Below are 23,095 nucleotides of genomic sequence, written 5' to 3'. Positions count from 1 at the left end.
CCGTCCGCGACCTCGCCCGAATCTCCGGCCGCGGCACGGCTCTCCTAGGATCACCCCATGCCCGAGATCACCCGCGAGGAGGTGGCCCACCTGGCCACCCTCGCCCGCATCGACCTCTCCGACGCCGAGCTCGACCACCTCGCTCCCCAGCTGAGCGTGATCCTCGAGTCGGTCGCCTCGATCACCGGGGTGGCGGGGGACGACGTGCCGCCGACCTCCCACGCGATCCCGCTCACCAACGTGTTCCGCGAGGACGTCGTCGTCCCCGGGCTCAGCGCCGAGGAGGCGCTGTCCGGCGCCCCGGCCGCGGAGGGCAACCGCTTCTCCGTCCCGCGGATCCTGGACGAGGAGGCCTGATGAGCGACTCGCGTACGACCGCCGCCTCCCTCGCCGACCAGCTGGCAGCCGGCGAGGTCACCTCCGTCGAGGTCACCCAGCGCCACCTCGACCGCATCGCCGAGGTCGACGACCGGGTCCACGCCTTCCTCCACGTCGACGCCGAGGGCGCGCTGCTCCAGGCGGCCGAGTCCGACGCCCGCCGCGCCCGCGGCGAGGCACGCGGGCCGCTCGACGGCGTACCGATCGCGGTGAAGGACGTGCTCGCCACCCGCGGGCTGCCGACGACCTGCGGCTCGAAGATCCTCGAGGGCTGGGTCCCGCCCTACGACGCCACCGTCGTCGAGCGCCTGCGCGTGGCGGGCCTGCCGATCCTCGGCAAGACCAACATGGACGAGTTCGCCATGGGCTCGTCCACCGAGCACTCGGCCTACGGCCCGACCCACAACCCGTGGGACCTCGACCGGATCCCGGGCGGCTCCGGCGGCGGTTCGGCCGCGGCGGTCGCGTCGTACGAGGCTCCGCTCGCGATCGGCACCGACACGGGCGGCTCGATCCGCCAGCCCGGCGCGGTCACCGGCACCGTCGGCGTGAAGCCGACGTACGGCGGGGTGTCGCGCTACGGACTGGTGGCCCTGGCCAACAGCCTCGACCAGGCCGGCCCGGTCACCCGCAACGTCCTCGACGCCGCGATGCTGCACGACATCATCGGCGGCCACGACCTGCGCGACTCCACCTCGATCAAGCGGGAGTGGCCCTCGTTCACCGAGGCGGCCCGCGAGGGCGCCGCCGGGGACCTGACGGGCGTCAAGGTCGGCATCGTCACCGAGATGTCGGGCGACGGCTGGCAGCCCGGCGTGATGAACCGCTTCAACGAGTCCGTCGAGCTGATGGTGAAGGCCGGGGCCGAGGTCGTCGAGGTGTCGTGCCCGTCGTTCGTGCACGCGCTCGCCGCCTACTACCTGATCCTCCCGGCCGAGGCGTCCAGCAACCTCGCGAAGTTCGACGCGATGCGCTTCGGCCTCCGGGTCACGCCCGACGGCAGCCCCTCGGCCGAGGACGTCATGCGCGCCAGCCGCGACGCGGGCTTCGGCGACGAGGTGAAGCGCCGGATCATCCTGGGCACGTACGCCCTGTCCAGCGGCTACTACGACGCCTACTACGGCCAGGCGCAGAAGATCCGCACGCTGATCACCCGCGACTTCGACGCCGCCTTCGAGCGGGTCGACGTGCTCGTCTCGCCGACGGCGCCCACCACGGCGTTCAAGCTGGGCGAGAAGCTCGACGACCCGATGGCGATGTACCTCAACGACCTCGCCACCATCCCCGCCAACCTGTCGGGCGTGCCGGGGATCTCGATCCCCAACGGCCTGGCCGACGAGGACTCGTTGCCGACCGGCTTCCAGGTGCTCGCACCGGCGCTGGCCGACGACCGCGTCTACCGCGTGGGTGCCGCGCTGGAGGCCCTGCACGTGCAGGAGTGGGGCGGTCCGCTGCTCGACCGTGCAACCGGACTGACCGAGGGAAACTGACATGCCTGACGCCCTGATGCCGTACGACGACGTGCTGGCCGCCTTCGATCCCGCCCTGGGACTCGAGGTCCACGTCGAGCTCAACACGGCCTCGAAGATGTTCTGCGGCTGCCCGGCCACCTTCGGCGGCGAGCCCAACGCCGGCACCTGCCCGACGTGCCTGGGCCTGCCCGGCGCGATGCCCGTGGTCAACGGCAAGGCCGTCGAGTCCGCGATCCGCATCGGCCTGGCCCTCAACTGCGACATCGCCGAGTGGTGCCGCTTCGCGCGGAAGAACTACTTCTACCCGGACATGCCGAAGAACTTCCAGACGTCCCAGTACGACGAGCCCATCTGCTTCGACGGCTACATGGACGTCGACATCCAGAACGACGCCGGTGAGACCGAGACGTTCAGGGTCGAGATCGAGCGCGCCCACATGGAGGAGGACACCGGCAAGTCGCTGCACGTCGGCGGTGCCACCGGTCGCATCCACGGCGCCGACTACTCGCTCGTCGACTACAACCGCGCCGGCATCCCGCTCATCGAGATCGTCACCCGCCCGATCATGGGAGCCGGCGAGAGGGCACCCGAGGTCGCCAAGGCGTACGTCTCCCAGCTCCGCGAGCTGATCGTGGCCCTCGGCGTCTCCGAGGCGCGGATGGACCAGGGCAACCTGCGCGCCGACGTCAACCTCTCGCTAGCGCCGAAGGGCAGCGGCGGGCTCGGCACGCGCACCGAGACCAAGAACGTCAACTCGTTCCGCTCGGTCGAGCGGGCCGTGCGCTACGAGATGCAGCGCCACGCCGTGATCCTGCGTGACGGTGGCTCGATCCTCCAGGAGACCCGACACTGGCACGAGGACACCGGCATCACCACGAGCGGTCGTGAGAAGTCCGACGCCGAGGACTACCGCTACTTCCCCGAGCCGGACCTGGTGCCGGTGGCGCCGAGCCGCGAGTGGGTCGAGGAACTGCGAGGCACGCTGCCGGAGAACCCGACCGTACGACGCGCGCGGCTGCAGGCCGACTGGGGCTTCACCGACATGGAGATGCGCGACACCATCGGTGCCGGCGCGCTCGGTCTGGTCGAGGAGACCATCGCCGAGGGCGCAGCACCGCAGGCGGCGCGCAAGTGGTGGCTCGGTGAGCTCGCCCGGCGCAGCAACGAGGACGGCGTCGACCTCGTCGACCTGCCCATCACGCCCGCCGACGTGGCCCGCATCCAGGCACTGGTCGACGACAAGACGGTCAACGACAAGCTGGCCCGCCAGGTCTTCGAGGGCGTGCTGGCCGGGGAGGGGACGCCCGACGAGGTCGTCGCCGGTCGCGGCCTCGCGGTGGTCTCCGACGACGGCGCCCTGGGCGCAGCCGTAGACAACGCCATCGCAGCGAACCCCGGCGTCGCCGACAAGATCCGCGACGGCAAGCACGCCGCGGCAGGTGCGCTCATCGGCGTGGTGATGAAGGAGATGCGCGGGCAGGCCGACGCCGGCCGGGTGCGCGAGCTGATCCTGGAGAAGCTCGCCTGACGACTTGTCTGGTCTAGACAACTTGTTAGGGTGATCTCGCGTCACATTGGTCACATCACCAACCAACGCTCGCATCACTCGGGGGACAGGCGGCTGCATGCCGTCGTGGGGTCCTCCCGCGAGCGGGAAGGAAGTCATGCACCATCGCATTCGACCCATCCGATCGGCAGCGGTAGCGCTGTCCACCGTCGCGCTGGGCGCGGGAGTGCTCGCCGCTCCGCCGGCGTCCGCGGACCCGACACCCGCCCTCCGGGCTGCCAAGGCAGCAGCGCCCGCCACCGACAGCACGCCCTCGACGATCGCTGCCCAGTGGATCGCCGGGGAGCTCACCAACGGCCTGCTCGTCGGGAAGTTCGGTGCCGACCTCGGTCTGACGATCGACACCGGCATGGCGCTCTCCACGGTCGCCGACCAGGGCGCCACCGTCACCGCGATCAACGACGCTCTCGAGCCCCGCATCGCCGAGTACATCGGTGACGGGAAGAAGGAGGCGTACGCCGGCGCGACCGCGAAGGCCGCCGCGTTCGCGCGTACGGCCAAGAAGAATCCCACCAGCTACGGCGGCCGCAACCTGATCGCCGAGCTCGAGGCACGCACCGCCGACGCCACGACCACGACCGGTACGCCGCCCGTGTCGACGCCCAACCCGTTGGCGGGCCGGATCTCCGACACGTCCGAGTTCGGCGACTTCGCCAACGTGGTCGGCCAGTCGTACGCGGTCCGCGCGCTCGCGCTGGCCAACTCGGCCGAGGCGGGCGCGGCGCGCGACTTCCTGCTCAAGCAGCAGTGCACGTCGGGCTACTTCCGGCTGGACTTCGACAAGGCGGCCTCGGTCAGCCAGTCGTGCACCGAAGGTGTCGCGGGCAGCGAGGCCGCCCCCGACGCCACCGCCCTCGCGGTGATCAACCTGGTCGAGTCCGGCGACAAGACGCCGGCCGTCCAGGCCGCACTGGCCAAGGCCGGCGGCTGGCTGGTCGCGCGCCAGCGGGGCAGCGGCGCGATCCGCAGCGCCGGGGAGGGTGCCTCGATCAACACCAACACCACCGCCCTCGGCGGCTACGCCCTGGGCCTGCTCAAGAACCGCGACGCCGCGCTCAAGGCCGCGCTCTGGGTCCGCAAGAACCAGCCGGTCGACAAGTACAAGTGCCGCACCGCGCTGACCAAGGACACCGGAGCCGTGGCCTACCGCAAGGACCGCGCCACGGACGCCAAGACCACCGGCATCCCGGCCGACGCGCGCGACGAGTGGCGCCGTGCCACCTCGCAGGCGATCCTCGGCCTCCAGTTCGCCCCGGCGAGCAAGGACCGGCTCCAGATCGTGGCCGCGAAGCGCGAGGCCCGCGCGGGTGACAGCGTCCAGTTCAGCGTCTTCGGCCTTGCCCCCAGCGAGAGCGCCTGCCTGCAGGTGAAGGGCGACTTCGTGCGCGTCAAGGGCAAGAAGTCCGGCGACAAGATCGTGCGCAAGCTGGAGCTGCCCGCGGGCAACCAGCGTCGCGTCGCGCTCGTGAAGACGTCGGACGACGAGGCTCGGACGTCGCTGCGCGTGCGCAACTGACCCACCAGCACCACCCGGCACCAGCACCCTCGGCCCGGCGTCCACGGAGTTGATCTCGTGGCGCCGGGCCGAGGTGCGTCGAGGCTCCGGGCGGGGTTAGGCTGCGCTCGCCGCACCCGCTTGGGTCGGCACCACACACGCCCGAGGTGGGGAAAGCCGGTCCGAAACCGGCGCTGACCCGCAACCGTGGGCACGGGAGCAATCCCGTGCGAGCCGGAACACCTGCCTCGTTGCGTCTTGAACACCATCGCTGTCGAGGAATGCAGCGAGGCTGACCGGCGCATGCCGTTCTCCCTCGCTGTCGCGGCGAGGAAGGAACCATGAAGCTCTTCTCCGGGCTGGCAGCCGTCGCGCTCGCCGCCACCACGATCGCTCAACCCCTGCTCGTCCCCGCCAACGCCGCCACCCCTGCGCAGGCCGCGTTCTCGGCCGGCGACTGGCTCGCGGGCGAGGTCCCCGTCGCGCTCGCTGCGGGCGACTTCACCTACTACCCCGGCCAGCTCATCGACGCCGGGCTGGCGCTCCAGGCCACGAACCACGCCGACGACGCAGGCGACGTGTCCGACGACCTCGCCCCGCTCCTCGTGTCCACCGACGAGTACGACTACGGCTACGCCAAGGCGACCGAGTACGACTTCGACACCCACGCCAACCTCGGGGTGGCCAAGTACGCCAACGCCACCGCCAAGGCGGCCGCATTCACCGAGCGGATCGGCCGCGACGCCAGCACGGAGTACGCCGACATCGACCTCGTCGCCCAGCTCGAGGAGCTGACGAACGACACCACGGGTCGGATGGCGGACGTCAGCACGTTCGGCAACTACGCCAACACGATCGGTCAGGGCTTCGCGGTCGAGGCACTGGCAGCTGCGGGCTCCTCCGAGACCGCGGCCGCCACCGAGGCGCTCCTCGCACAGCAGTGCCCTGCGGGCTTCTTCCCGCTGGGTGTCGACGGAACGTGCCCCGCCACCGAGACGAGCCCCGACGTGACCGCTCTCGTGGTCACCTCGCTCGTCGAGTCCGGCCTCACCACTGCGGAGGTCACGACGGCGATCGCCGACGCCGCCGTGTGGCTGGAGTCCATCCAGCTCGCCGACGGCTCCTTCCCCGGCGGCGCCGCAGGCGCCAACACCAACGGCACCGGCCTGGCCGGCTGGGCGCTCGGCGCGGCCGGGCGTACGCAGTCCGCAGCGAAGGCCGGCAGCTGGGTCCGTGGGCTCCAGGTCTCCGACGCGGGCGCCTGCGCCACCCTGGCCCCGACGGGTGCGATCGCCTACAACGCCGCTGACCTCGCCGCCGGGCGCACCGCTGGCATCGCCTCCAAGCGGTCCACCTGGCGGATCGCGGCATCCCAGGCGGCGCCGGCACTCAACTGGGCACCGGCCGCCAGCGCGCCCCTCGGCATCTCGACGCCTGCCACCGCGTCCGACGCGGGCACCGTGACAGCGACCGTCACCGGCCTGGCCGCCGGCGAGTACGGCTGCGTCACCCTGGGCACGACGGCGCGCTCGATCAAGGGCACCGGCGGTGTCGTGACCACGGACTTCCAGCTGCCCGCGGGCGCCGGCGCGTACGTCTTCGCCGTGACGACGCTGACCGGTTCGCAGACCTCCACCACGACGGTCCCGGCTCCGACGACCCCGACGACGACCCCGACGGCGACCCCGACGACCCCGCCGGCCACAGCTCCGGCTCCGTTGCGCGGCTCGGTCACCGGCGTGCGCCTCGTCGGTCCCGTGGGGTTCCAGCGGGCCGGCCGCCCGGTGGCGCTCGAGGTCCTGGGCGCCCGCCCGGGCGCACGGTACCTCCTGCGCGGTCCCGGCGTCAGCGATGACACGCTCGTCGTGGCCGCCGACGGCACCCTGAGCCGCACGGTGACGCTTCCGGAGGCCACCACCACCGCGTCCTACGTGCTGTTCGGCGCCGATGGCCAGGTGGCCGACGACACGCGCGTCCTGGGCCGGACCTCGCTGAAGGTCTCGGCGCTGAATGCGGACGGTCCGCGTACGCGGGTCCTCGTCCGTCGCCTGGCCCCGGGCGAGAAGGTACGGCTCGTCGTTGCGGGGGAGACCCTGGCACGTGGGCGCGCCAACGACGCCGGCCGCTTCGTGGCGCGGATCGAGCTGCCGGACGGTCAGGACAAGGTGCGGCTGCGGGCCGTGGGCCAGTTCCCGGCACTGCGTTCGGGCGCCACGACCATCGCTCCGTGATGGTCACCGTGTCCGCGCGTCGCTCTCGGCAGGGCCTCCTCCGGGTCCTGGCGACGCTGCTCGTCGCACTGGTGGCCGGTCCGGGGCTCGTCCTCGGCTCGTCCACCGCGGCGAGCGCGGCCACGTGCGCGTCGGGGGGCGGGGTCAGCGTGGTCGTCGACTACCGCGAGCTCGGTGGGTCCATCGTCACGGCCTGCGCGGCGGACGGCGGCGGCAAGAGCGCCGCGTCGATCTTCGCCTCGGTGGGCGTCTCGCTCAGCTACGCGACCCGCCAGCCGGGATTCGTGTGCCGGGTCAACGGCGTCCCCACGAGCGACCCGTGCGTCAACGCGTCGCCGTCCAACGCCTACTGGGGCCTGTGGTGGGCCGACGGCTCGGCGTCCTCGTGGACGTACTCGTCCTCCGGCGTCGGTGGCCTGAGCGTCCCCGCCGGCGGTTCGGTCGGCTGGTCGTGGCAGCAGGGCCGGGAGAACAGCGGCGCGGTGCCGCCGGGCGTGGCTCCACCGGTGGCCGCGTCCTCACCGACGCCCACGCCTACTCCCACGGCGTCGCCGACCTCGTCTCCCACGTCATCACCCACCTCGTCGTCACCGACGTCGCCACCCAGCTCGTCCCCGACGGGCTCGTCGCCCACCGCCACGCCGTCCAGCGGTGGCGGGTCGCAGTCGTCCAGCCCCTCCCTGGGTGCCGGTGGCGGCAGCAGCGGCTCGGGCGGCTCCTCGTCGCCGGGGGCGAGCCCGTCCGGCTCGCCGTCGGCCCCCTCCGAGTCTCCCCTTGCCTCTGAGTCTCCTGGAGACTCACAGGCAAGTGGCGGCTCAGGGGACGGCTCGGGGAAGGGGTCCGACGACACCACGCTCGACGATGAGTCTCCTGGAGACTCAACCGCGAGTGAGGACGCCGAGGCGACTGATGCGGGCTCTGAGTCTCCCAGCGACTCAACGGCGAGTGCCGACCCGGAGGCCGGTCAGCCGACCGCCGACGAGCCCGGTCGGATCCCCGCGGCCCTCACCTGGAGCATCTTCGGCCTGCTCGCGATCGCGATCGCGGGCAGCGCCGTCGTGGCGCGTCGTAGACGGGGGGTCTGACGCGCCGTGACCGGATCGGCCCCGTCAACGAGGGCGCTGCCGCGTGACCTGCACCCGATCGCCTGGTGGTCCTGGGCGATCGGGCTGGCCACCGCAGCGTCCCTCACCACCAACCCGTTGCTGCTGCTGCTCCTCATGGGCTCGGCGACGGTGGTGGTCATGGCTCGCCGATCCGGTCACCCCTTCGGCCGCTCGTTCCGGCTCTACGTCCTGCTGGCCGTGGTGACCGTGGTCCTCCGGGTGGTCTTCCGCATCCTCTTCGGCGGCCAGGAGATCGGGAACGTGCTGCTCGACCTCCCCGAGGTGCCGCTGCCGGACTGGGCGGCCGGCGTCCGGCTGCTCGGACCGATCACGAGCGAGGCGTTGCTGGCCGGCCTGTACGACGGCCTCCGCCTCGCCACGATCATCCTCTGCGTCGGGGCCGCGAACTCGCTGGCCAACCCCAAGCGTCTGCTCGCCAGCGTCCCGCCGGCGCTCTACGAGATCGGCACGGCACTCGTCGTCGCGGTCACGATCTTTCCCCAGTTGGCCGACAGCGCCCGGCGGGTGCACGCGGCGCAGGCACTCCGCGGCGGCGCGACCTCGGGCGTCGGCAGGCTCCGCCGGTTCCTGGTCCCGGTCCTCGAGGACGCGCTCGAGCGCTCCCTCGCCCTCGCGGCCGGCATGGACACCCGGGGCTACGGCCGCTCCGGCGGCGCCTCCCCGCGCGAGCGCTGGGTGACGGGCTCGCTGCTGCTCCTGGCCCTGACCGGCATCTGCGTCGGGACGTACGCCTGGCTCGACCCGACGGCCCCGCGCGTGCTCGCGCTGCCGATGCTGGGCGCCGGCGTGGTCGTCGCGGTCCTCGGCCTGGTCAGCGCGGGGCGCCGCGTCCAGCGCACCCGCTACCGCCCCGACCCCTGGCGTACGCCGGAGCTCGCCACGGTCGGCGTCGGGATCGTGGTCGCCGTGCTCGGCTGGTACGTCGGCCACACGCAGGTCCCTGTCGCCTACCCGGGCGTCGACGTGATGCCGTACCTCTCGCCCCTGGCGCTGGTCGTGGGCATCATCGGCACCGTGCCCGCCTTCACGACCCCGGTCCCGGCCAGCGCCCTCGCCCCGCGGGAGGCGACCGCATGAGGTCGGTGATCGAGCTGCGGGACATCGGCTTCCGCTACGACGAGCACGAGGTGCTCCGGCACGTCGACCTCACCCTCGACGAGGGCGAGCTGGTCCTCGTTGCGGGCCGTACGGGCGTCGGGAAGTCCACCCTGCTCGGCGTGCTCACCGGGCTCGTCCCGCGCTTCACCGGCGGCGTGCTCTCCGGCGACGTCCTGCTCGACGGCGCAAGCATCGTCGAGCAGCCGCCGCGCGAGCGGGCGCACCTCGTCGGCTACGTCGGCCAGGATCCGCTCGCCGGGTTCGTCACCGACACGGTCGAGGAGGAGCTCGCCTACGGCATGGAGCAGCTCGGCACCGCTCCCGAGACGATGCGCCGCCGGGTCGAGGAGACGCTCGACCTGCTCGGCATCGCGGACCTCCGCGCCCGCGACCTGCGCAGCCTGTCGGGCGGCCAGCAGCAGCGCGTCGCCATCGGCTCCGTGCTCACCACGCACCCGCGCGTGCTGGTCCTCGACGAGCCGACGTCCGCCCTCGACCCGACCGCCGCCGAGGATGTCCTCGCCACGATCACCCGGCTCGTCCACGACCTCGGCCTGACCGTGCTCCTCGCCGAGCACCGGCTCGAGCGCGTCGTGCCCTTCGCCGACCGGATCGCGCTCGTCACGGGCGAGGGTGGCCTCCGGGTCGACGAGCCCCGCGCGGTCCTCGCCGACTCCCCGGTCGCGCCGCCGCTGGTCGACCTCGGCCGCCTCGCCCAGTGGGAGCCCCTGCCCCTCACCGTGCGCGACGCCCGCCGCCACGCCCGCTCTCTGCCCGACCTGCGCGCGCCCGAGCCGGCCGTCGTACCCGAGACCACGCCGCTGCTCTCCGCCCGCGGCGTCACCGTCGTCCACGGCACCCACGTCGCCGTACGGGACGTCGACCTCACCCTGTCGACCGGGCGGGTCACCGTCCTCATGGGCCGCAACGGCTCGGGCAAGTCGAGCCTGATCTGGGCGCTCCAGGGCACCGGCAAGCGGCGCTCCGGGACGTTGGACGTCGACGGCGACGACCCCGCCACGCTCACGGCCGCCCAGCGGCGTACGCACGTCGGGCTCGTGCCGCAGACCGCCGCCGACCTGCTTTACCTCGAGACGGTCGCCGACGAGTGCGCCGCCGCCGACGGCGGTGCCGACGCGCAGGCCGGCACGTGCCGCAGCCTGCTCGACCGCCTCGCTCCCGGCATCGATGCTGCCCACCACCCGCGCGACCTGTCCGAGGGCCAGCGGCTCGCCCTCGCGCTCGCGATCGTGCTCACCGCCCGTCCGCCGGTCCTGCTGCTCGACGAGCCGACGCGCGGCCTCGACTACGCCGGCAAGGCCGAGCTCGCCCGCATCGTCTCCGAGCTCGCCGCGGACGGTCGCGCCGTGCTCCTCGCCACGCACGACGTCGAGTTCGCCGCGCACGTCGCCGACGAGGTGGTCGTGCTGGCCGAGGGCGAGGTCGTCTCCAGCGGGTCGCCGCAGCGCGTGCTCGCGGAGTCCCCGTCGTTCGCGCCGCAGGTCACCAAGGTGCTGGGCGCCCCTTGGCTCGTGGTCGAGGAAGTCGCCGCCGCCCTCGCGGCGAACGGGGCCGGCGCATGAGCACGGTCGAACGACCCACCGCCCGCTCGGTGCCCGGCGTCGCCCTCCCGATCGGCCCACGCACCGCGACGGTCCTGACGCTCGCGTCGCTGGCCGGCTTGATGATGCTCTGCTGGCCACTGCTGCTCGACGCCGAGCCGGGGCAGCGGATCGAGCCGCCCTTCATCTTCCTGGCCCTGCTGCCGCTGGTGATCGTCGTGGTCCTCGCCGAGATGGGGGAGGGCGGCATGGACGCGCGCGTCCTCGCCGTGCTGGGCGTCCTGTCCGCGGTCAACGCCGTGCTGCGCGGGTTCGGCGCCGGCACCGCCGGCATCGAGATGGTGTTCTTCCTGCTCGTCCTCGGCGGCCGGGTCTTCGGTGCGGCCTTCGGCTTCGCCCTCGGCTGTACGTCGCTCTTCGCCTCGGCCCTGCTCACGGCCGGGGTCGGGCCGTGGCTGCCGTTCCAGATGATCTGCGCGGCGTGGGTCGGGATGGGTGCCGGGTTCCTGCCCCGCCGGGTCGGCGGGCGGGCCGAGATCGCGATGCTGGTCGGCTACGCGATCGTCGCGTCGTACCTCTACGGCATCCTGATGAACCTGAGCTCCTGGCCGTTCACCCTCGGCATCGCCGTGCCCGGGCACGAGGGCTCCCTGTCGTACGTCGCCGGGGCGCCGCCGCTCGAGAACATGCACCGCTTCGGCGTGTACACGTTGCTGACCTCGACGGGCGGCTGGGACACCGGCCGCGCCCTCACGACCGCGCTGGCGATCGTCGTGCTCGGGCCGGCGATCCTCACCACGCTGCGCCGCGCCGCGCGGCGGGCCGTGATCAGGCCCGGCTGAGACCTACCCCGACAACGTCAGGGCCGGATGACGATGATCCGGTCGTCGGCGGTCGTCGGCTCGCCCCGGCCGTCCTGGTTCGACGTGGTGAGCCACAGGTCGCCGTCCGGCGAGGCGACGACGGTCCGCAGCCGGCCGTAGTCCTCGGTGAAGAACGCCGTCGGCCGCGACGCCCTGCCGCCGTCCGACACCCGGATCCGCCACAGCCGCTGGCCGCGCAGCCCGGCCATCCAGAGGTGCCCGTCGGCGTACGCCAACCCGCTCGGCGACGCCTCTTCGACCGGCCACACCAGTGCGGGGTCGACGTACTCCGGCCCGCCACCGGTGCCCTCGACCTCGGGCCAGCCGTAGTTGCCACCCTTCTCGACGAGGTTGAGCTCGTCCCACGTCGAGTCGCCGAACTCCGAGGCCCACAGCCGCCCCGCGTCGTCCCACGCCAGGCCCTGGACGTTGCGGTGCCCGAGCGACCAGACGGGGGAGTCGGGTTCGGGGTTGCCCGGCGCGGGCGCGCCGTCGGCGGTGATCCGCAGGATCTTGCCGGCGAGGCTGTCGGGGTCCTGGGCGAGCTCGGGGTTGCCGGTCTCGCCGGTGGTCACGTAGAGGTAGCCGTCGGGACCGAAGGCGATCCGGCCGCCATCGTGGATGAAGCCGGCCGGAATGCCGTCGAGGACCACCGTCGGCTCGCCCAGCTCGAAACCACTCTGTTCGGAGCCGCCGAGCTCGGCCTTGACGACCCGGTTGTCCGTGCTGCTGGTGACGTAGAAGAAGAGCGTGCGGTCGCTGGCGAAGTCCGGCGAGACGGCGACGCCCAGCAGACCCGCCTCGCCCTGCGGGACGGTCGCCGTGATGGCGCCGAGCCGGCTCAGCGTGCCGTCGGGCGTGACCTGCAAGACCCGGCCGGTCATCCGCTCGGTCACGACCGCCGCGCCGTCGGGCAGGAAGTCGACGCCCCACGGCACCTCGAGCCGGTCGACGAGCGTGCCGACGGCCTCGGGGCCACCGTCGCCGCCCTGCGCTTCACTGGCCGGTTCGCTGGGGGTCGGCTCACTCGTCGCGTCGGTCGGTTGCGTCGTCCGCGGGATGGGAGCGGGTGTGTTGTCGGCGCACCCGGTCGCCGCGCCCAGCGTGAGGACGAGGGAGGTGAGGACAAGCCGCCCCTTCCGTGTCACCGTCATGTGGCCCCGTGTCATGTCGCCAGTGTGCCGGGTGCCGTCGAACGCGTGGCGCCGATCGAGGCGGCCACGACACAGGCGATGGCCAGCCACTGCAGGACGGTCAGGTGCTCCTGCAGGACCACGATCGCGGCGAGGGCGGCGGCGGCCGGCTCCAGGCTCATCAGGATCCCGAAGACCGCCGGGCGCAGGCTCCGGAGCGCGACGAGCTCGCAGCTGTAGGGGATGACCGAGCTCAGCAGCCCGACCAGCGCGCCGATCAGCAGCACCCGTCCGTCCCACAGGCTCGTGCCGGCCGTCAGCAGCGCCGGCAGCGTCATCGCCGTGGCCGCGACGACGCTCGCCACGGCCAGGCCGTCGAACCCGGCCCACCGCCGCCCGGTGCTGGCGCTGAGCAGGATGTACGCCGCCCACGCGGCGCCGGCGAGCAGGGCGTACGCCACCCCGAGCACGTCGAGACCCGTGCGCTGGAACCCGAACAGCACCACTCCGACCCCGGCCAGTAGTACCCAGACCACGTCGCGGAGGTGCCGCGACCCCAGGACGGCCAGCGTGAGCGGGCCGATGAACTCGATGGTGACCGCGATCCCGAGCGGGATGCGGGAGAAGGACTGGTAGATCGCCCAGTTCATCGTGGCCAGGCTGGCCCCGAAGCCGAGCACGACCAGCCAGTCGTGCCGGGTCCGGCCGGTGAGCCGCGGTCGGGCGAGGGCCGCGAGCACGAGGGCGCTCGTGACGAGCCGCAGCCACACCATCGCGGTCGGCGAGATCTCGCCGAACAGGCCCTTGGCGATCGCCGCACCGATCTGCACGGACAGGATGCCGATCACCACCAGGCCCACCGGCCCGAGCGCGGCTCGGCTCGGTCGCGGGGTCACCCGCGCAGCCTATGCAGTCGGGTCGTCGAGGCTCGCCAGTGCCCGCTGGGCGTGCCGGGTCTCGGCGGCGAAGTAGTCCAGGCCCCAGTCCGCCACCAGCGCCGGGAACCGGAACGGCTCGCCGTCCCGATCGGCCCCGCGCAGCGACTCGCGTACGTCGCCGAGGTCGGCGAGGGCCCGGTCGAGGTCCGCGAGGTAGTTGTGCAACATCTGGCGGTTCCGCTCCGGGTCGCTCGCGTGGCCGACCAGCAGGCGGAGCAGCACGGGGTGCTTGAGGACCGGGAAGCCCGCCGGGGTCTCGTCCATCCACGCACGCAGCGCCGCCTGCCCCGCGTCCGTGATCGCGTACGACGTCACCTCGCGGCCACCATCGCGTCCGCCCTCGGGCTGGGCGTCGGCGCGGACCAGGCCGTGATCGGCGAGGCGACGCAGCTCGGTGTAGATCTGGCTCGTCGCGGGCGAGACCCAGTAGAAGCGGAGGGTCATGTCGGCGCGCCGCTTGATCTCGTACCCCGTCAGCTCGTCGCCGAACGTGAGGAGGCCGAGGATCGCGTAGGCAGTCGCCGGGAGGTCTTGACGCATCTCTCGTGCAGAGTAGTGTTCCTAATCGGAATAGTCACGAAGGAGCTTCCATGTCACGCACCCTGTTGATGGTCGGGACCCGCAAGGGCCTGTGGCTCGGCACCTCCGACGAGGCCCGGACCTCGTGGGAGTGGACGGGGCCGCACTTCCCGATGGAGGAGGTCTACTCCGTCATGGTCGACACCCGCGGCGACACCCCACGGCTGCTGGCGGGCGCCTCGTCGAGCTGGCTCGGTCCGCAGGTCTGGCGCTCGGACGACCTCGGCGCGACGTGGGGCGAGACGCCCAACGGCGCCGCCCGCTTCCCCGAGGACACCGGCGCCACGCTGGCCCGGGTGTGGCAGCTGCAGCCGGGTCTCTCGGCCGACGGCGGCGACGGCGTGGTGTGGGCCGGCACGGAGCCCGGGGCGGTCTTCCGCTCGACCGACCGCGGCGAGACCTTTTCGCTGGTGCGCGGGCTCTGGGACCACCCGCACCGCGCGGAGTGGAACGAGGGCTTCGGCGGCCAGGCCTTCCACACGATCCTGCCCCACCCGTCCGACCCGCAACGCGTGCTGGTCGCCCTCTCGACGGGCGGGGTGTACGTCACCTCCGACGGCGGCGAGACGTGGGACCCGTCCAACACCGGGATCAAGGCCGAGTTCTTCCCGGGAGAGCGCAACTACCCCGAGTTCGGGCAGTGCGTCCACAAGGTCGCGCGCGACGCGGTCGACCCCGAGCGGCTCTACCTGCAGAACCACGGTGGGGTCTACCGCTCCGACGACGGCGGCGCCTCCTGGCAGGACATCGCCCCGGGCCTGCCGACCGAGTTCGGCTTCGCGATGGTGGCGCACCCGCACCGGGCAGACACGGCGTACAACTTCCCGATCACCGGCGCCGAGGCGCGCTGGCCCGTCGAGGGCTGCGCCCGCGTCTACCGGACGACCGACGCCGGCGCATCGTGGGAGCCCCTCGGTGGTGGCGCCCTTCCCGACGGCTACTTCACCGCCGTGATGCGCGACGCGATGTGTGCCGACGACCACGACCAGGTCGGTCTCTACTTCGGCGGTCGCAACGGTGGAGTGTGGGCCTCGCCCGACGAGGGCAGCACCTGGCAGGAGATCCACAAGGACCTCCCCGACGTCCTCGTTGTCCGCGCCGCCCAGGTCGGCTGAGGTCTACCCTCGCCGCCATGGCCGACTTCACCCTGTCCCGCAGCACCCGGATCGACGCGCCGCCCACCCGCGTACATGCACTCCTGGACGACTTCCACCAGTGGCAGCGGTGGTCGCCGTGGGAGGGCCTCGACCCCGCCATGGAGCGGGACTACTCCGGCCCCGCAGCGGGCGTCGGCTCGACGTACCGCTGGTCAGGCAACAAGAAGGCCGGCGAGGGCGAGATGCGGATGACGGCGTCCACCGTCTCCCGAGTGGCCGTGGACCTCGAGTTCCTCAAGCCGTTCAAGGCCACCAACGTCACCACCTTCGACCTGGCGCCCGCCGCCCGAGGCACCGACGTCACGTGGACGATGACCGGAGTCCGCAATCCGGCCATGGCCGTCCTGGGCAAGCTGTTCTTCGACAAGGCCATCGCGAAGGACTTCGACAAGGGCCTCGCTTCCCTCAAGCGGGAGGCCGAGCGGCCCTGACCGTCCGCCCTTGCCTGTGAGTCTCTGAGGGACTCACTGGTGGTGGCCGCCGCCGCCCGCTCGCCCTTCGGTCCCTTGCCTGTGAGTCTCTGGGGGACTCACAGGCAAGGGACGGGCGGGGGCGGGTCCGGGCAGGGCAGGCGGCGTCGCCTCGCGCGCGCATCCCTAGCCACCAGGCGTCCACAGGTGCGGCGGTCTCCGTGCCTCGCCCCGGGGCTGTGGATGGACCCGAGCGCTTGTCGGTCCTGACGGGTGTGCTTGCTCGTACGAGGCGCCCGGCCGGTGGGCGCACAGGCGTACGGCGAGAGGTGCGGCGATGGATCACGAGACGGACGAGCAGGTGGCGCGGGAGGCGACCGCGAGCGAGGTGTCGCCATGGGACTCGATGGTGAACTGGACGCAGGAGGAGCGGGACTACTGGTTCATGGGTCCCTTCGACGGCGGGATTCCTGGGATGGTCCGTCGGATCAGGCGGATCCTGGACGTGTCCCAGCGTGGGCTGGCCGCCCTGCTGGACGTCTCGCAGTCGGTGGTGGCGCGGTGGGAGACCGGGCGGACGAGCCCACGGATGAGCGTCGTTCAGCGGCTGCTGCGGATGGCGCGCGTGGGCATGACCTTCCACGACGAGGAGACCGGAGAGCCGGTCGGGCCGATGCGTGCGGACGGCGCGACCACGCACGCGGGAAGCCGCTACCCGGCGCACGCAGACCTGAGAGTCGCAGGGTGGTGGGTGCCGCGCCGGCTGCGCAACATGACGTCCATCGAGGCCTTCAGGTGGTGGGACCGATCCATGCGGGTGGGCGATCCGGCGATGCGATACCGACGATCGCCGTTCTGGAAGCAGTTGGAGCGGGAGCTCTACGGCACGCCCGACGACCACCCGGCGCTGCACCAGTTCGTTGCCGAGATGAGATACATCGACGAGCGTCGGGAGGACCGGAACCGCGCGAGGCAGGGCCGCGCCGCGTAGGAGACCGATGAGACACGGCAGGGGCTGCCCGAGCGTGCCGACTAGCCTGACGCCATGAGCCACGCTGCCGACGCACCCGACATGAAGCCCCGGAGCCGAGCGGTCACCGATGGCCTCGAGGCGACCGCTGCGCGGGGGATGCTCCGCGCAGTCGGCATGGGTGACGACGACTGGCACAAGCCGCAGATCGGCGTCGCGTCGAGCTGGAACGAGATCACTCCCTGCAACCTCTCGCTCGACCGCCTGGCCAAGGCCGTGAAGAACGGCGTGCACGCCGCGGGCGGGTACCCGCTGGAGTTCGGCACGATCTCGGTCTCCGACGGCATCTCGATGGGCCACGAGGGCATGCACTACTCCCTCGTGAGCCGCGAGGTCATCGCCGACTCGGTGGAGACGGTGATGATGGCCGAGCGGCTCGACGGTTCCGTCCTGCTCGCCGGCTGCGACAAGTCCCTGCCCGGCATGCTGATGGCCGCTGCACGCCTCGACCTCGCGAGCGTCTTCCTCTACGCCGGCACGATCATGCCTGGCCAGGTCGACGGCAAGGACGTGACGATCATCGACGCCTTCGAGGCCGTCGGCGCCTGCCTCGCGGGCAAGATGACACGCGAGAAGGTCGACGAGATCGAGCGGGCGATCTGCCCGGGCGAGGGCGCCTGCGGCGGGGCGTACACCGCCAACACGATGGCCAGTGTCGCCGAGGCCATCGGGATGTCCCTGCCCGGCAGCTCGAGCCCGCCGGCCGTCGACCGCCGCCGCGACGGGTTCGCCCACAAGTCCGGCGAGGCCGTCGTCGAGATGCTCCGCCAGGGCATCACCGCGCGCCAGATCATGACCCGGCCCGCCTTCGAGAACGCGATCGCGATGGCAATGGCCCTCGGCGGCTCCACCAACGCCGTGCTCCACCTGCTCGCGATCGCCCGCGAGGCCGAGGTCGACCTGACCCTCGACGACTTCACCCGCATCGGCCGGAACGTCCCGCACCTCGCCGACATGAAGCCCTTCGGCCGCTTCGTGTGGACCGACTTCGACCGCGTCGGCGGCATCCCCGTCCTGCTCCGCGCGCTGCTGGACGCGGGGCACCTGCACGGCGACGTGCTCACCTGCACCGGCAAGACGATGGCCGAGAACCTCGCCGAGCTCGACCCCAAGCCGCTCGACGGCGAGATCCTGCGCCAGCTCGACCGGCCGATCCACGCCACCGGGGGCCTCACGATCCTCAAGGGATCGCTCGCCCCGGAGGGCGCCGTGGTCAAGAGCGCCGGCTTCGACGACTCGACCTTCACCGGCACCGCCCGCGTCTTCGACGGCGAGCGCAAGGCGCTCGACGCGCTCACGGAGGGGAAGATCGAGGCGGGCGACGTGGTCGTCATCCGCTACGAGGGCCCGAAGGGCGGCCCGGGGATGCGCGAGATGCTCGCCATCACGGGCGCGATCAAGGGCGCCGGGCTCGGCAAGGACGTCCTCCTCGTCACCGACGGCCGCTTCTCGGGCGGCACGACCGGGCTCTGCGTCGGCCACATCGCCCCCGAGGCGAGCGACGGCGGCCCGATCGCCCACGTCCGCGACGGCGACTCGATCACGCTCGACGTCGCGAACATGACTCTCGACCTCCACGTCGAGGAGGCCGAGCTCGCGCAGCGCGCCGAGGGCTGGGAGCCGCTGCCGCCGAAGTACACCCGCGGCGTGCTCGGCAAGTACCGCAAGGTCGTCCACTCGGCGGCCGACGGAGCCGTCTGCTACTGACTCGGTAGGTTGCCGTGGTGACCATCCCGATCCAGTCGAGCGCTGCAGACCTCGACGCCGCCGACCCCCTGGCCGCGTTCCGAGGCCGCTTCGCCGGCGCAGACACCGACCTCGTCTACTTCGACGGCAACTCGCTCGGCCGGCCCGTCGCCGCGGTGGCCGAGCGGCTCGCCGCCTTCGTCCACGATGAGTGGGGCGGCCGCCTCATCCGTGGCTGGGACGAGCGCTGGATGGACCTGCCGACCACCCTCGGTGACGACCTCGCGCGGATCTGCCTGGGCGCCGCGCCCGGCCAGACCGCGATCGGCGACTCGACGACGGTGTGGCTCTACAAGCTGATGCGCGCCGCCGTCGACCACGCCGTCCGTACGGATCCCGCGCGCACCGAGATCGTCATCGACACTGACAACTTCCCGACGGACCGCTACGTCGCCGAGGGCATCGCCGCCGAGCGCGGCCTCACGCTGCGCTGGATCGAGGTCGACACCTCCGAGGGCGTGACGGCCGACCAGCTCCGCGACGTCGTCGGTGAGCGTACGGCGCTGGTCGTGCTCAACCACGTCGCCTACCGCTCGGCCTGGCTGGCCGACGCCCCCGCGCTCACCCGGATCGCCCACGACGCGGGTGCGCTGGTCCTCTGGGACCTGTGCCACTCCGCCGGAGCGGTCCCGGTGGCGCTCGACGAGTGGGACGTGGACCTCGCCGTGGGCTGCTCCTACAAGTACCTCAACGGCGGCCCGGGCTCGCCGGCCTTCGGCTACGTCAACGCCCGCCTCCAGGGCGACCTCACCCAGCCGATCCAGGGCTGGATGGGCCACGCCGACCCGTTCCTGATGGGACCGGGCTACACCCCCGCGGCGGGCATCCGCCGGTTCATCTCCGGCACGCCGCCGATCCTCGGGATGGTCGCGATGCAGAGCATGCTCGAGCTCCTGGAGCAGGCCGGCATCGAGGCGGTGCGCGCCAAGTCCGTCGCGCTGACGTCGTACGCCATCGAGCTCGCGGACGCGACGCTGCCCGAGGTCACCCTCGCCTCACCCCGCGACTCCGCGCTGCGCGGCGGCCACGTGACCCTCCACCACGGCCGGATGCGCGAGGTGACCGCCCGGCTCTGGGCGCGCGACGTCATCCCGGACTACCGCGACCCCGGCGGCCTGCGCATCGGGCTCTCGCCGCTGAGCACGTCGTTCGACGAGGTGGAGCGTGGCCTCGCGGCCGTAGCGGAGGCGCTGGGATGAGCGGACCGGTGGGCGTGCAGCTCTCGGCGACGCGGACCAGGGCCACCAACGAGCACGGCCAGCTGCTCGGTCGCCCCGTCGACTGGACCCCGGCCACCGCCCCCGCGAGCGACGTGGTGCTCGCGGGAGCCGGCGTACGCCTCGAGCCGATCGGGCACCAGCACGTCGACGACCTGTACGCCGCGACCTGCGGCAAGGACGACGACCCGCTCTGGACGTACCTCTTCTGGGACCGCCCGCGCGACCGCGACGAGCTGGCCCGGATCGTCCAGCACGGCGAGGCCGACCCCGGCCAGGTGATGTACGCGATCGTCGCCGTCGAGACCGGTCGCGCGGTCGGCTTCTGCTCCCTCATGCGCATCGACCCGACGATGGGCTCCATCGAGGTGGGCGGGATCGCCTTCGGCCGCCAGCTGCAGCGCAGCCGGGCCGCGACAGAGGCGATGGCGCTGCTGATGCGCCACGCCTTCGACGAGCTGGGCTACCGCCGCTACGAGTGGAAGTGCGACAGCCTCAACGCCCCCTCGCGCCGCGCAGCGATCCGGCTCGGCTTCATCTGGGAGGGCCGGTTCCGCAACGCCCTCGTCTACAAGGGCCGCAACCGCGACACCGACTGGTTCTCGATCACCGACCTCGAGTGGCCCCGCGTCAGCCAGGAGCTCGACGCCTGGCTCGACGACAGCAACTTCGACGACAGGGGCAGCCAGCGCGTACGCCTCGCCGCCCGACCTCCCGAGAAGGACTGAGCATGGACCAGCGCGTCAGCTTCATCACCCTCGTCGTGAGCGACCTCGACGCCACCCGGAAGTTCTACGTCGGCGGACTCGGCTGGGAGCCCGAGCTCGACATGCCCGGCGAGGTGCTGATGTTCCGGGTGGCGGAGAAGGTCGTGCTGAGCATGTGGGTCGAGTCCGGCTTCGTCGAGGAGGTCGGCCACGCGCCGGCCCGCGGCGGCGTACCCCCGATCACGCTCTCCCACAACCTCGCCACCACGCAGGGCGTCGACACCGTCCTCGAGCAGGCGCGCATCGCCGGCGCCACCCGGGTCGGCGCGGGCGTGCAGCGCGAGTGGGGCGGCTACAGCGGCTACTTCGCGGACCCCGACGGTTTCCGCTGGGAAGTCGCCTACAACCCGCAGGAGATCGGGCAGTCTGTGCTCCCGTGAGCACCGACACCGACGCATCGACCGCCGTCCCGGGCTGGGACGACTACTTCCTGGGCATCGCGAGCGCGGTCTCGGCGCGCGCCAAGTGCACGCGCCGCCGGGTCGGGGCCGTGCTCACCATCGACCACCGGATCATCGCCACCGGCTACAACGGCGCGGCGCCGGGCGAGGACGACTGCCTGATGGGCGCCTGCCCGCGCGGCCAGCTGTCGTACGACGACGTGCCGGGGCTCGGCGACTACGACCGGCCGGGGACGGCCGGGTTCTGCATCGCCATCCACGCCGAGGTCAATGCGCTGTTGTTCGCCACGCGTGACACCAAGGGTGCGACCGCCTACATCACCGACCCGCCGTGCCCCGGTTGCCGCAAGGCGCTGGCCGCCGCGGGCGTCGTCCGCGCGGTCTGGCCCGAGGGCGAGCACGACCGAGCAGGGCTCACCACCTGGTAGTCAGTGCGGCCTGACCCACACCAGCTCGTCGGACTCCCACATCTCGAGGGCGACGGGCACGAGCACCGCCATCGCGTCGGCGGGGGACCCGGCCGTCAGCTCGCCGACGTGTGCGGCGCCGTACGCCTGTCCGGCCGCGTTGTTGTGCTGGTCGACGCCGGAGTCCTTGCGGGTCGGCGACCCCGCCTCCTGGGCGACGGCGATCGACTGCGCCGCCTCGACCCCGAACCGTGCCGTGAGCACGGCCTGCCACATGAAGTGACGCAGCGCGTTGCTCCGGCCCGGCACGCCCGACCCGTGGGTCGCGGCGGCCTGCAGTGCGGTCTGGGAGATCCGCAGCACCTCGACGGTTCCCGCGGGTCCGAGCCCGGCCCTCGTCGCGGCCGCCGACAGCCGCGGCACGACCGTGGCCTTGTGGATGGCTCGCTGGACGACGTCTCCGAAACCCATGGACACACCCTGTCAGAATCGGGCGATGACGCCACCGCTGCGCTTCCCGCGCCCGCTCCGCCCCGGTGACCGGATCGGCGTGACCTCCCCGTCCGCCGGTGCGTCCGGCGCCGCCGCCGAGCGGGTCGGGTTCAGCGTCGAGTGGCTGCGCGGTCGCGGGTACGACGTCGTGGTGGGGGAGTGCATGGACGGCACCGGCCTGACCTCGGCCCCCGCCGGGGAGCGGGCGGCGGAGCTCACCCGGATGCTGGCGGATCCCGACATCGCCTGCGTGGTGCCGCCGTGGGGCGGGGAGACGGCGATCGACCTGGTCGACCTGCTCGACTGGGACGTCCTCGTCGCGGCCGACCCCACGTGGCTGGTCGGCTACTCCGACCTCTCCACGGTCCTCGTGCCGATCACGACGCGCCTGGGCTGGGCGACGATCCACGGCGACAACCTCGCCGACACCCCGTACGCCGTGCCCGACGGGCTCCTCCACTGGCTCGACCTCGCCGGCGGTCCCGGACCGTTCGTGCAACGGGACTCGGGCCTCGTCACCGACTGGGTGCGGTTCGAGACCGACCCGACCGCCACCGAGTGGACCCACGTCGGCACGCGCGCCTGGGAGGTCCTCGGCGGCGGAACCCTCGACGTCTCCGGGCGGTTGATCGGCGGCTGCACCGAGACGATCGCCAACCTCGCCGGGACGCCGTACGGCGACGTGCGGGCGTGGGCCGAGACGCTGGACGAGCCCACCCTCGTCTACGTCGAGGCGTGCGAGGAGAACGCGGTGAACATCTGTCGCTACCTCCACGCCCTCCGGCTGGCCGGCTGGTTCGACCGCGCGGCCGCGGTGCTCGTCGGCAAGACGTACGCGCCCGACCACCCTGACCTCACCCAGCGCGAGGCCGTCGCCGACGCCCTCGGGAGGCTGGACCTGCCGATCGTGATGGACCTCGAGATCGGGTACGTCCCACCCCACCTGCCGCTGGTCAACGGCGCGTTGGGCCGGGTCGTGGTCGACGGCGATCGCCGCGAGATCACCCAGACGCTCGCCTGATGTC

General features: G+C 72.5%; 22 protein-coding genes and 1 riboswitch. Of the genes, 18 read left to right on the top strand and 4 right to left on the bottom strand.

Annotated elements, in window-relative coordinates; translation table 11 throughout:
- Positions 1-57: 57 nt before the first annotated feature.
- The 9 genes from gatC (at position 58) to EUA94_RS07065 (ending at position 11,772) form a co-directional block, all read left to right on the top strand.
- Positions 58-357 (top strand): Asp-tRNA(Asn)/Glu-tRNA(Gln) amidotransferase subunit GatC, encoded by a 300-nt coding sequence (gene gatC, locus EUA94_RS07105; RefSeq protein ID WP_129426082.1) that lies wholly within the window; start codon positions 58-60, stop codon positions 355-357.
- Positions 357-1,868, top strand: a complete 1,512-nt coding sequence (gene gatA / locus EUA94_RS07100; protein WP_129426080.1) for an Asp-tRNA(Asn)/Glu-tRNA(Gln) amidotransferase subunit GatA — start codon at positions 357-359, stop codon at positions 1,866-1,868. Before gatC ends, gatA begins: the two co-directional genes overlap by 1 nt.
- A 1-nt stretch (position 1,869) precedes the next feature.
- Complete coding sequence (gatB, locus tag EUA94_RS07095) at positions 1,870-3,378, top strand: Asp-tRNA(Asn)/Glu-tRNA(Gln) amidotransferase subunit GatB (RefSeq protein WP_129426078.1); 1,509 nt, start codon at positions 1,870-1,872, stop codon at positions 3,376-3,378.
- A gap of 136 nt (positions 3,379-3,514) precedes the next feature.
- Positions 3,515-4,933 carry a prenyltransferase/squalene oxidase repeat-containing protein gene (locus EUA94_RS07090; protein WP_129426076.1) on the top strand — a complete coding sequence of 473 codons (1,419 nt, stop codon included), beginning with the start codon at positions 3,515-3,517 and terminating at the stop codon, positions 4,931-4,933.
- A gap of 127 nt (positions 4,934-5,060) precedes the next feature.
- A riboswitch (cobalamin riboswitch) is annotated at positions 5,061-5,178 on the top strand.
- A gap of 75 nt (positions 5,179-5,253) precedes the next feature.
- Entirely contained in the window at positions 5,254-7,143 is a 1,890-nt protein-coding gene (locus EUA94_RS07085) for a prenyltransferase/squalene oxidase repeat-containing protein (RefSeq protein ID WP_129426074.1), read from the top strand.
- Positions 7,140-8,228 (top strand): hypothetical protein, encoded by a 1,089-nt coding sequence (locus tag EUA94_RS07080; protein ID WP_129426072.1) that lies wholly within the window; start codon positions 7,140-7,142, stop codon positions 8,226-8,228. The genes EUA94_RS07085 and EUA94_RS07080 overlap by 4 nt, the downstream gene beginning before the upstream one ends.
- 6 nt (positions 8,229-8,234) lie before the next feature.
- On the top strand, positions 8,235-9,347 hold the full coding sequence (locus EUA94_RS07075) for an energy-coupling factor transporter transmembrane component T (RefSeq protein WP_129426070.1): 1,113 nt from the start codon (positions 8,235-8,237) through the stop codon (positions 9,345-9,347).
- On the top strand, positions 9,344-10,951 hold the full coding sequence (locus EUA94_RS07070; protein ID WP_129426068.1) for an ABC transporter ATP-binding protein: 1,608 nt from the start codon (positions 9,344-9,346) through the stop codon (positions 10,949-10,951). Before EUA94_RS07075 ends, EUA94_RS07070 begins: the two co-directional genes overlap by 4 nt.
- Positions 10,948-11,772 (top strand): ECF transporter S component, encoded by an 825-nt coding sequence (locus tag EUA94_RS07065; RefSeq protein ID WP_129426066.1) that lies wholly within the window; start codon positions 10,948-10,950, stop codon positions 11,770-11,772. The genes EUA94_RS07070 and EUA94_RS07065 overlap by 4 nt, the downstream gene beginning before the upstream one ends.
- A 17-nt stretch (positions 11,773-11,789) precedes the next feature.
- Here EUA94_RS07065 and EUA94_RS07060 read toward each other — a convergent pair whose 3' ends face one another.
- Genes EUA94_RS07060 through EUA94_RS07050 form a run of 3 tightly spaced genes read right to left on the bottom strand, consistent with a single transcriptional unit; the run spans position 11,790 to position 14,404 of the window.
- The gene (locus tag EUA94_RS07060; RefSeq protein ID WP_242494718.1) at positions 11,790-12,962 is read right to left on the bottom strand and encodes a PQQ-dependent sugar dehydrogenase; all 1,173 of its coding nucleotides are present in this window, start codon (positions 12,960-12,962) and stop codon (positions 11,790-11,792) included.
- A complete protein-coding gene (locus tag EUA94_RS07055) occupies positions 12,959-13,822 on the bottom strand; it encodes an EamA family transporter (RefSeq protein ID WP_242494717.1) in 864 nt (287 codons plus the stop codon). Before EUA94_RS07055 ends, EUA94_RS07060 begins: the two co-directional genes overlap by 4 nt.
- A 9-nt stretch (positions 13,823-13,831) precedes the next feature.
- Positions 13,832-14,404, bottom strand: a complete 573-nt coding sequence (locus tag EUA94_RS07050; RefSeq protein ID WP_129426064.1) for a helix-turn-helix transcriptional regulator — start codon at positions 14,402-14,404, stop codon at positions 13,832-13,834.
- A gap of 50 nt (positions 14,405-14,454) precedes the next feature.
- On the opposite strand from EUA94_RS07050, the gene EUA94_RS07045 reads away from it, so the two are divergent.
- The 8 genes from EUA94_RS07045 (at position 14,455) to EUA94_RS07010 (ending at position 21,599) form a co-directional block, all read left to right on the top strand.
- Positions 14,455-15,558 carry a WD40/YVTN/BNR-like repeat-containing protein gene (locus EUA94_RS07045; RefSeq protein WP_129426062.1) on the top strand — a complete coding sequence of 368 codons (1,104 nt, stop codon included), beginning with the start codon at positions 14,455-14,457 and terminating at the stop codon, positions 15,556-15,558.
- 17 nt (positions 15,559-15,575) lie between these two features.
- Entirely contained in the window at positions 15,576-16,031 is a 456-nt protein-coding gene (locus tag EUA94_RS07040) for an SRPBCC family protein (protein ID WP_129426060.1), read from the top strand.
- 316 nt (positions 16,032-16,347) lie between these two features.
- Positions 16,348-17,001 carry a helix-turn-helix domain-containing protein gene (locus EUA94_RS07035; protein WP_129426058.1) on the top strand — a complete coding sequence of 218 codons (654 nt, stop codon included), beginning with the start codon at positions 16,348-16,350 and terminating at the stop codon, positions 16,999-17,001.
- 54 nt (positions 17,002-17,055) lie between these two features.
- Positions 17,056-18,747, top strand: coding sequence for a dihydroxy-acid dehydratase (ilvD, locus tag EUA94_RS07030; RefSeq protein ID WP_129426056.1), 1,692 nt, complete (start codon positions 17,056-17,058; stop codon positions 18,745-18,747).
- 17 nt (positions 18,748-18,764) lie between these two features.
- Positions 18,765-19,985: a kynureninase gene (gene kynU, locus EUA94_RS07025; RefSeq protein WP_129426054.1), complete on the top strand. Its 1,221-nt coding sequence runs from the start codon at positions 18,765-18,767 to the stop codon at positions 19,983-19,985.
- Complete coding sequence (locus EUA94_RS07020) at positions 19,982-20,731, top strand: GNAT family N-acetyltransferase (RefSeq protein WP_129426052.1); 750 nt, start codon at positions 19,982-19,984, stop codon at positions 20,729-20,731. The genes kynU and EUA94_RS07020 overlap by 4 nt, the downstream gene beginning before the upstream one ends.
- A gap of 2 nt (positions 20,732-20,733) precedes the next feature.
- Positions 20,734-21,150, top strand: a complete 417-nt coding sequence (locus EUA94_RS07015; RefSeq protein ID WP_129426050.1) for a VOC family protein — start codon at positions 20,734-20,736, stop codon at positions 21,148-21,150.
- Positions 21,147-21,599 (top strand): deoxycytidylate deaminase, encoded by a 453-nt coding sequence (locus tag EUA94_RS07010; RefSeq protein WP_129426048.1) that lies wholly within the window; start codon positions 21,147-21,149, stop codon positions 21,597-21,599. The genes EUA94_RS07015 and EUA94_RS07010 overlap by 4 nt, the downstream gene beginning before the upstream one ends.
- Here the strand turns inward: EUA94_RS07010 and EUA94_RS07005 are convergent, their stop codons facing one another.
- Positions 21,600-22,049 (bottom strand): DUF6973 domain-containing protein, encoded by a 450-nt coding sequence (locus EUA94_RS07005; RefSeq protein WP_129426046.1) that lies wholly within the window; start codon positions 22,047-22,049, stop codon positions 21,600-21,602.
- Positions 22,050-22,074: 25 nt separating this feature from the next.
- Between EUA94_RS07005 and EUA94_RS07000 the strand changes: the two genes are divergently transcribed.
- Entirely contained in the window at positions 22,075-23,091 is a 1,017-nt protein-coding gene (locus EUA94_RS07000; RefSeq protein WP_129426045.1) for a S66 family peptidase, read from the top strand.
- Positions 23,092-23,095 lie beyond the last annotated feature (4 nt).

The sequence above is a fragment of the Nocardioides zhouii genome, from assembly GCF_004137345.1.
GTDB lineage: Bacteria > Actinomycetota > Actinomycetes > Propionibacteriales > Nocardioidaceae > Nocardioides > Nocardioides zhouii.
Note: the sequence above shows the minus strand (reverse complement) of the source record. Positions and strands in the feature narration are given on the sequence as shown.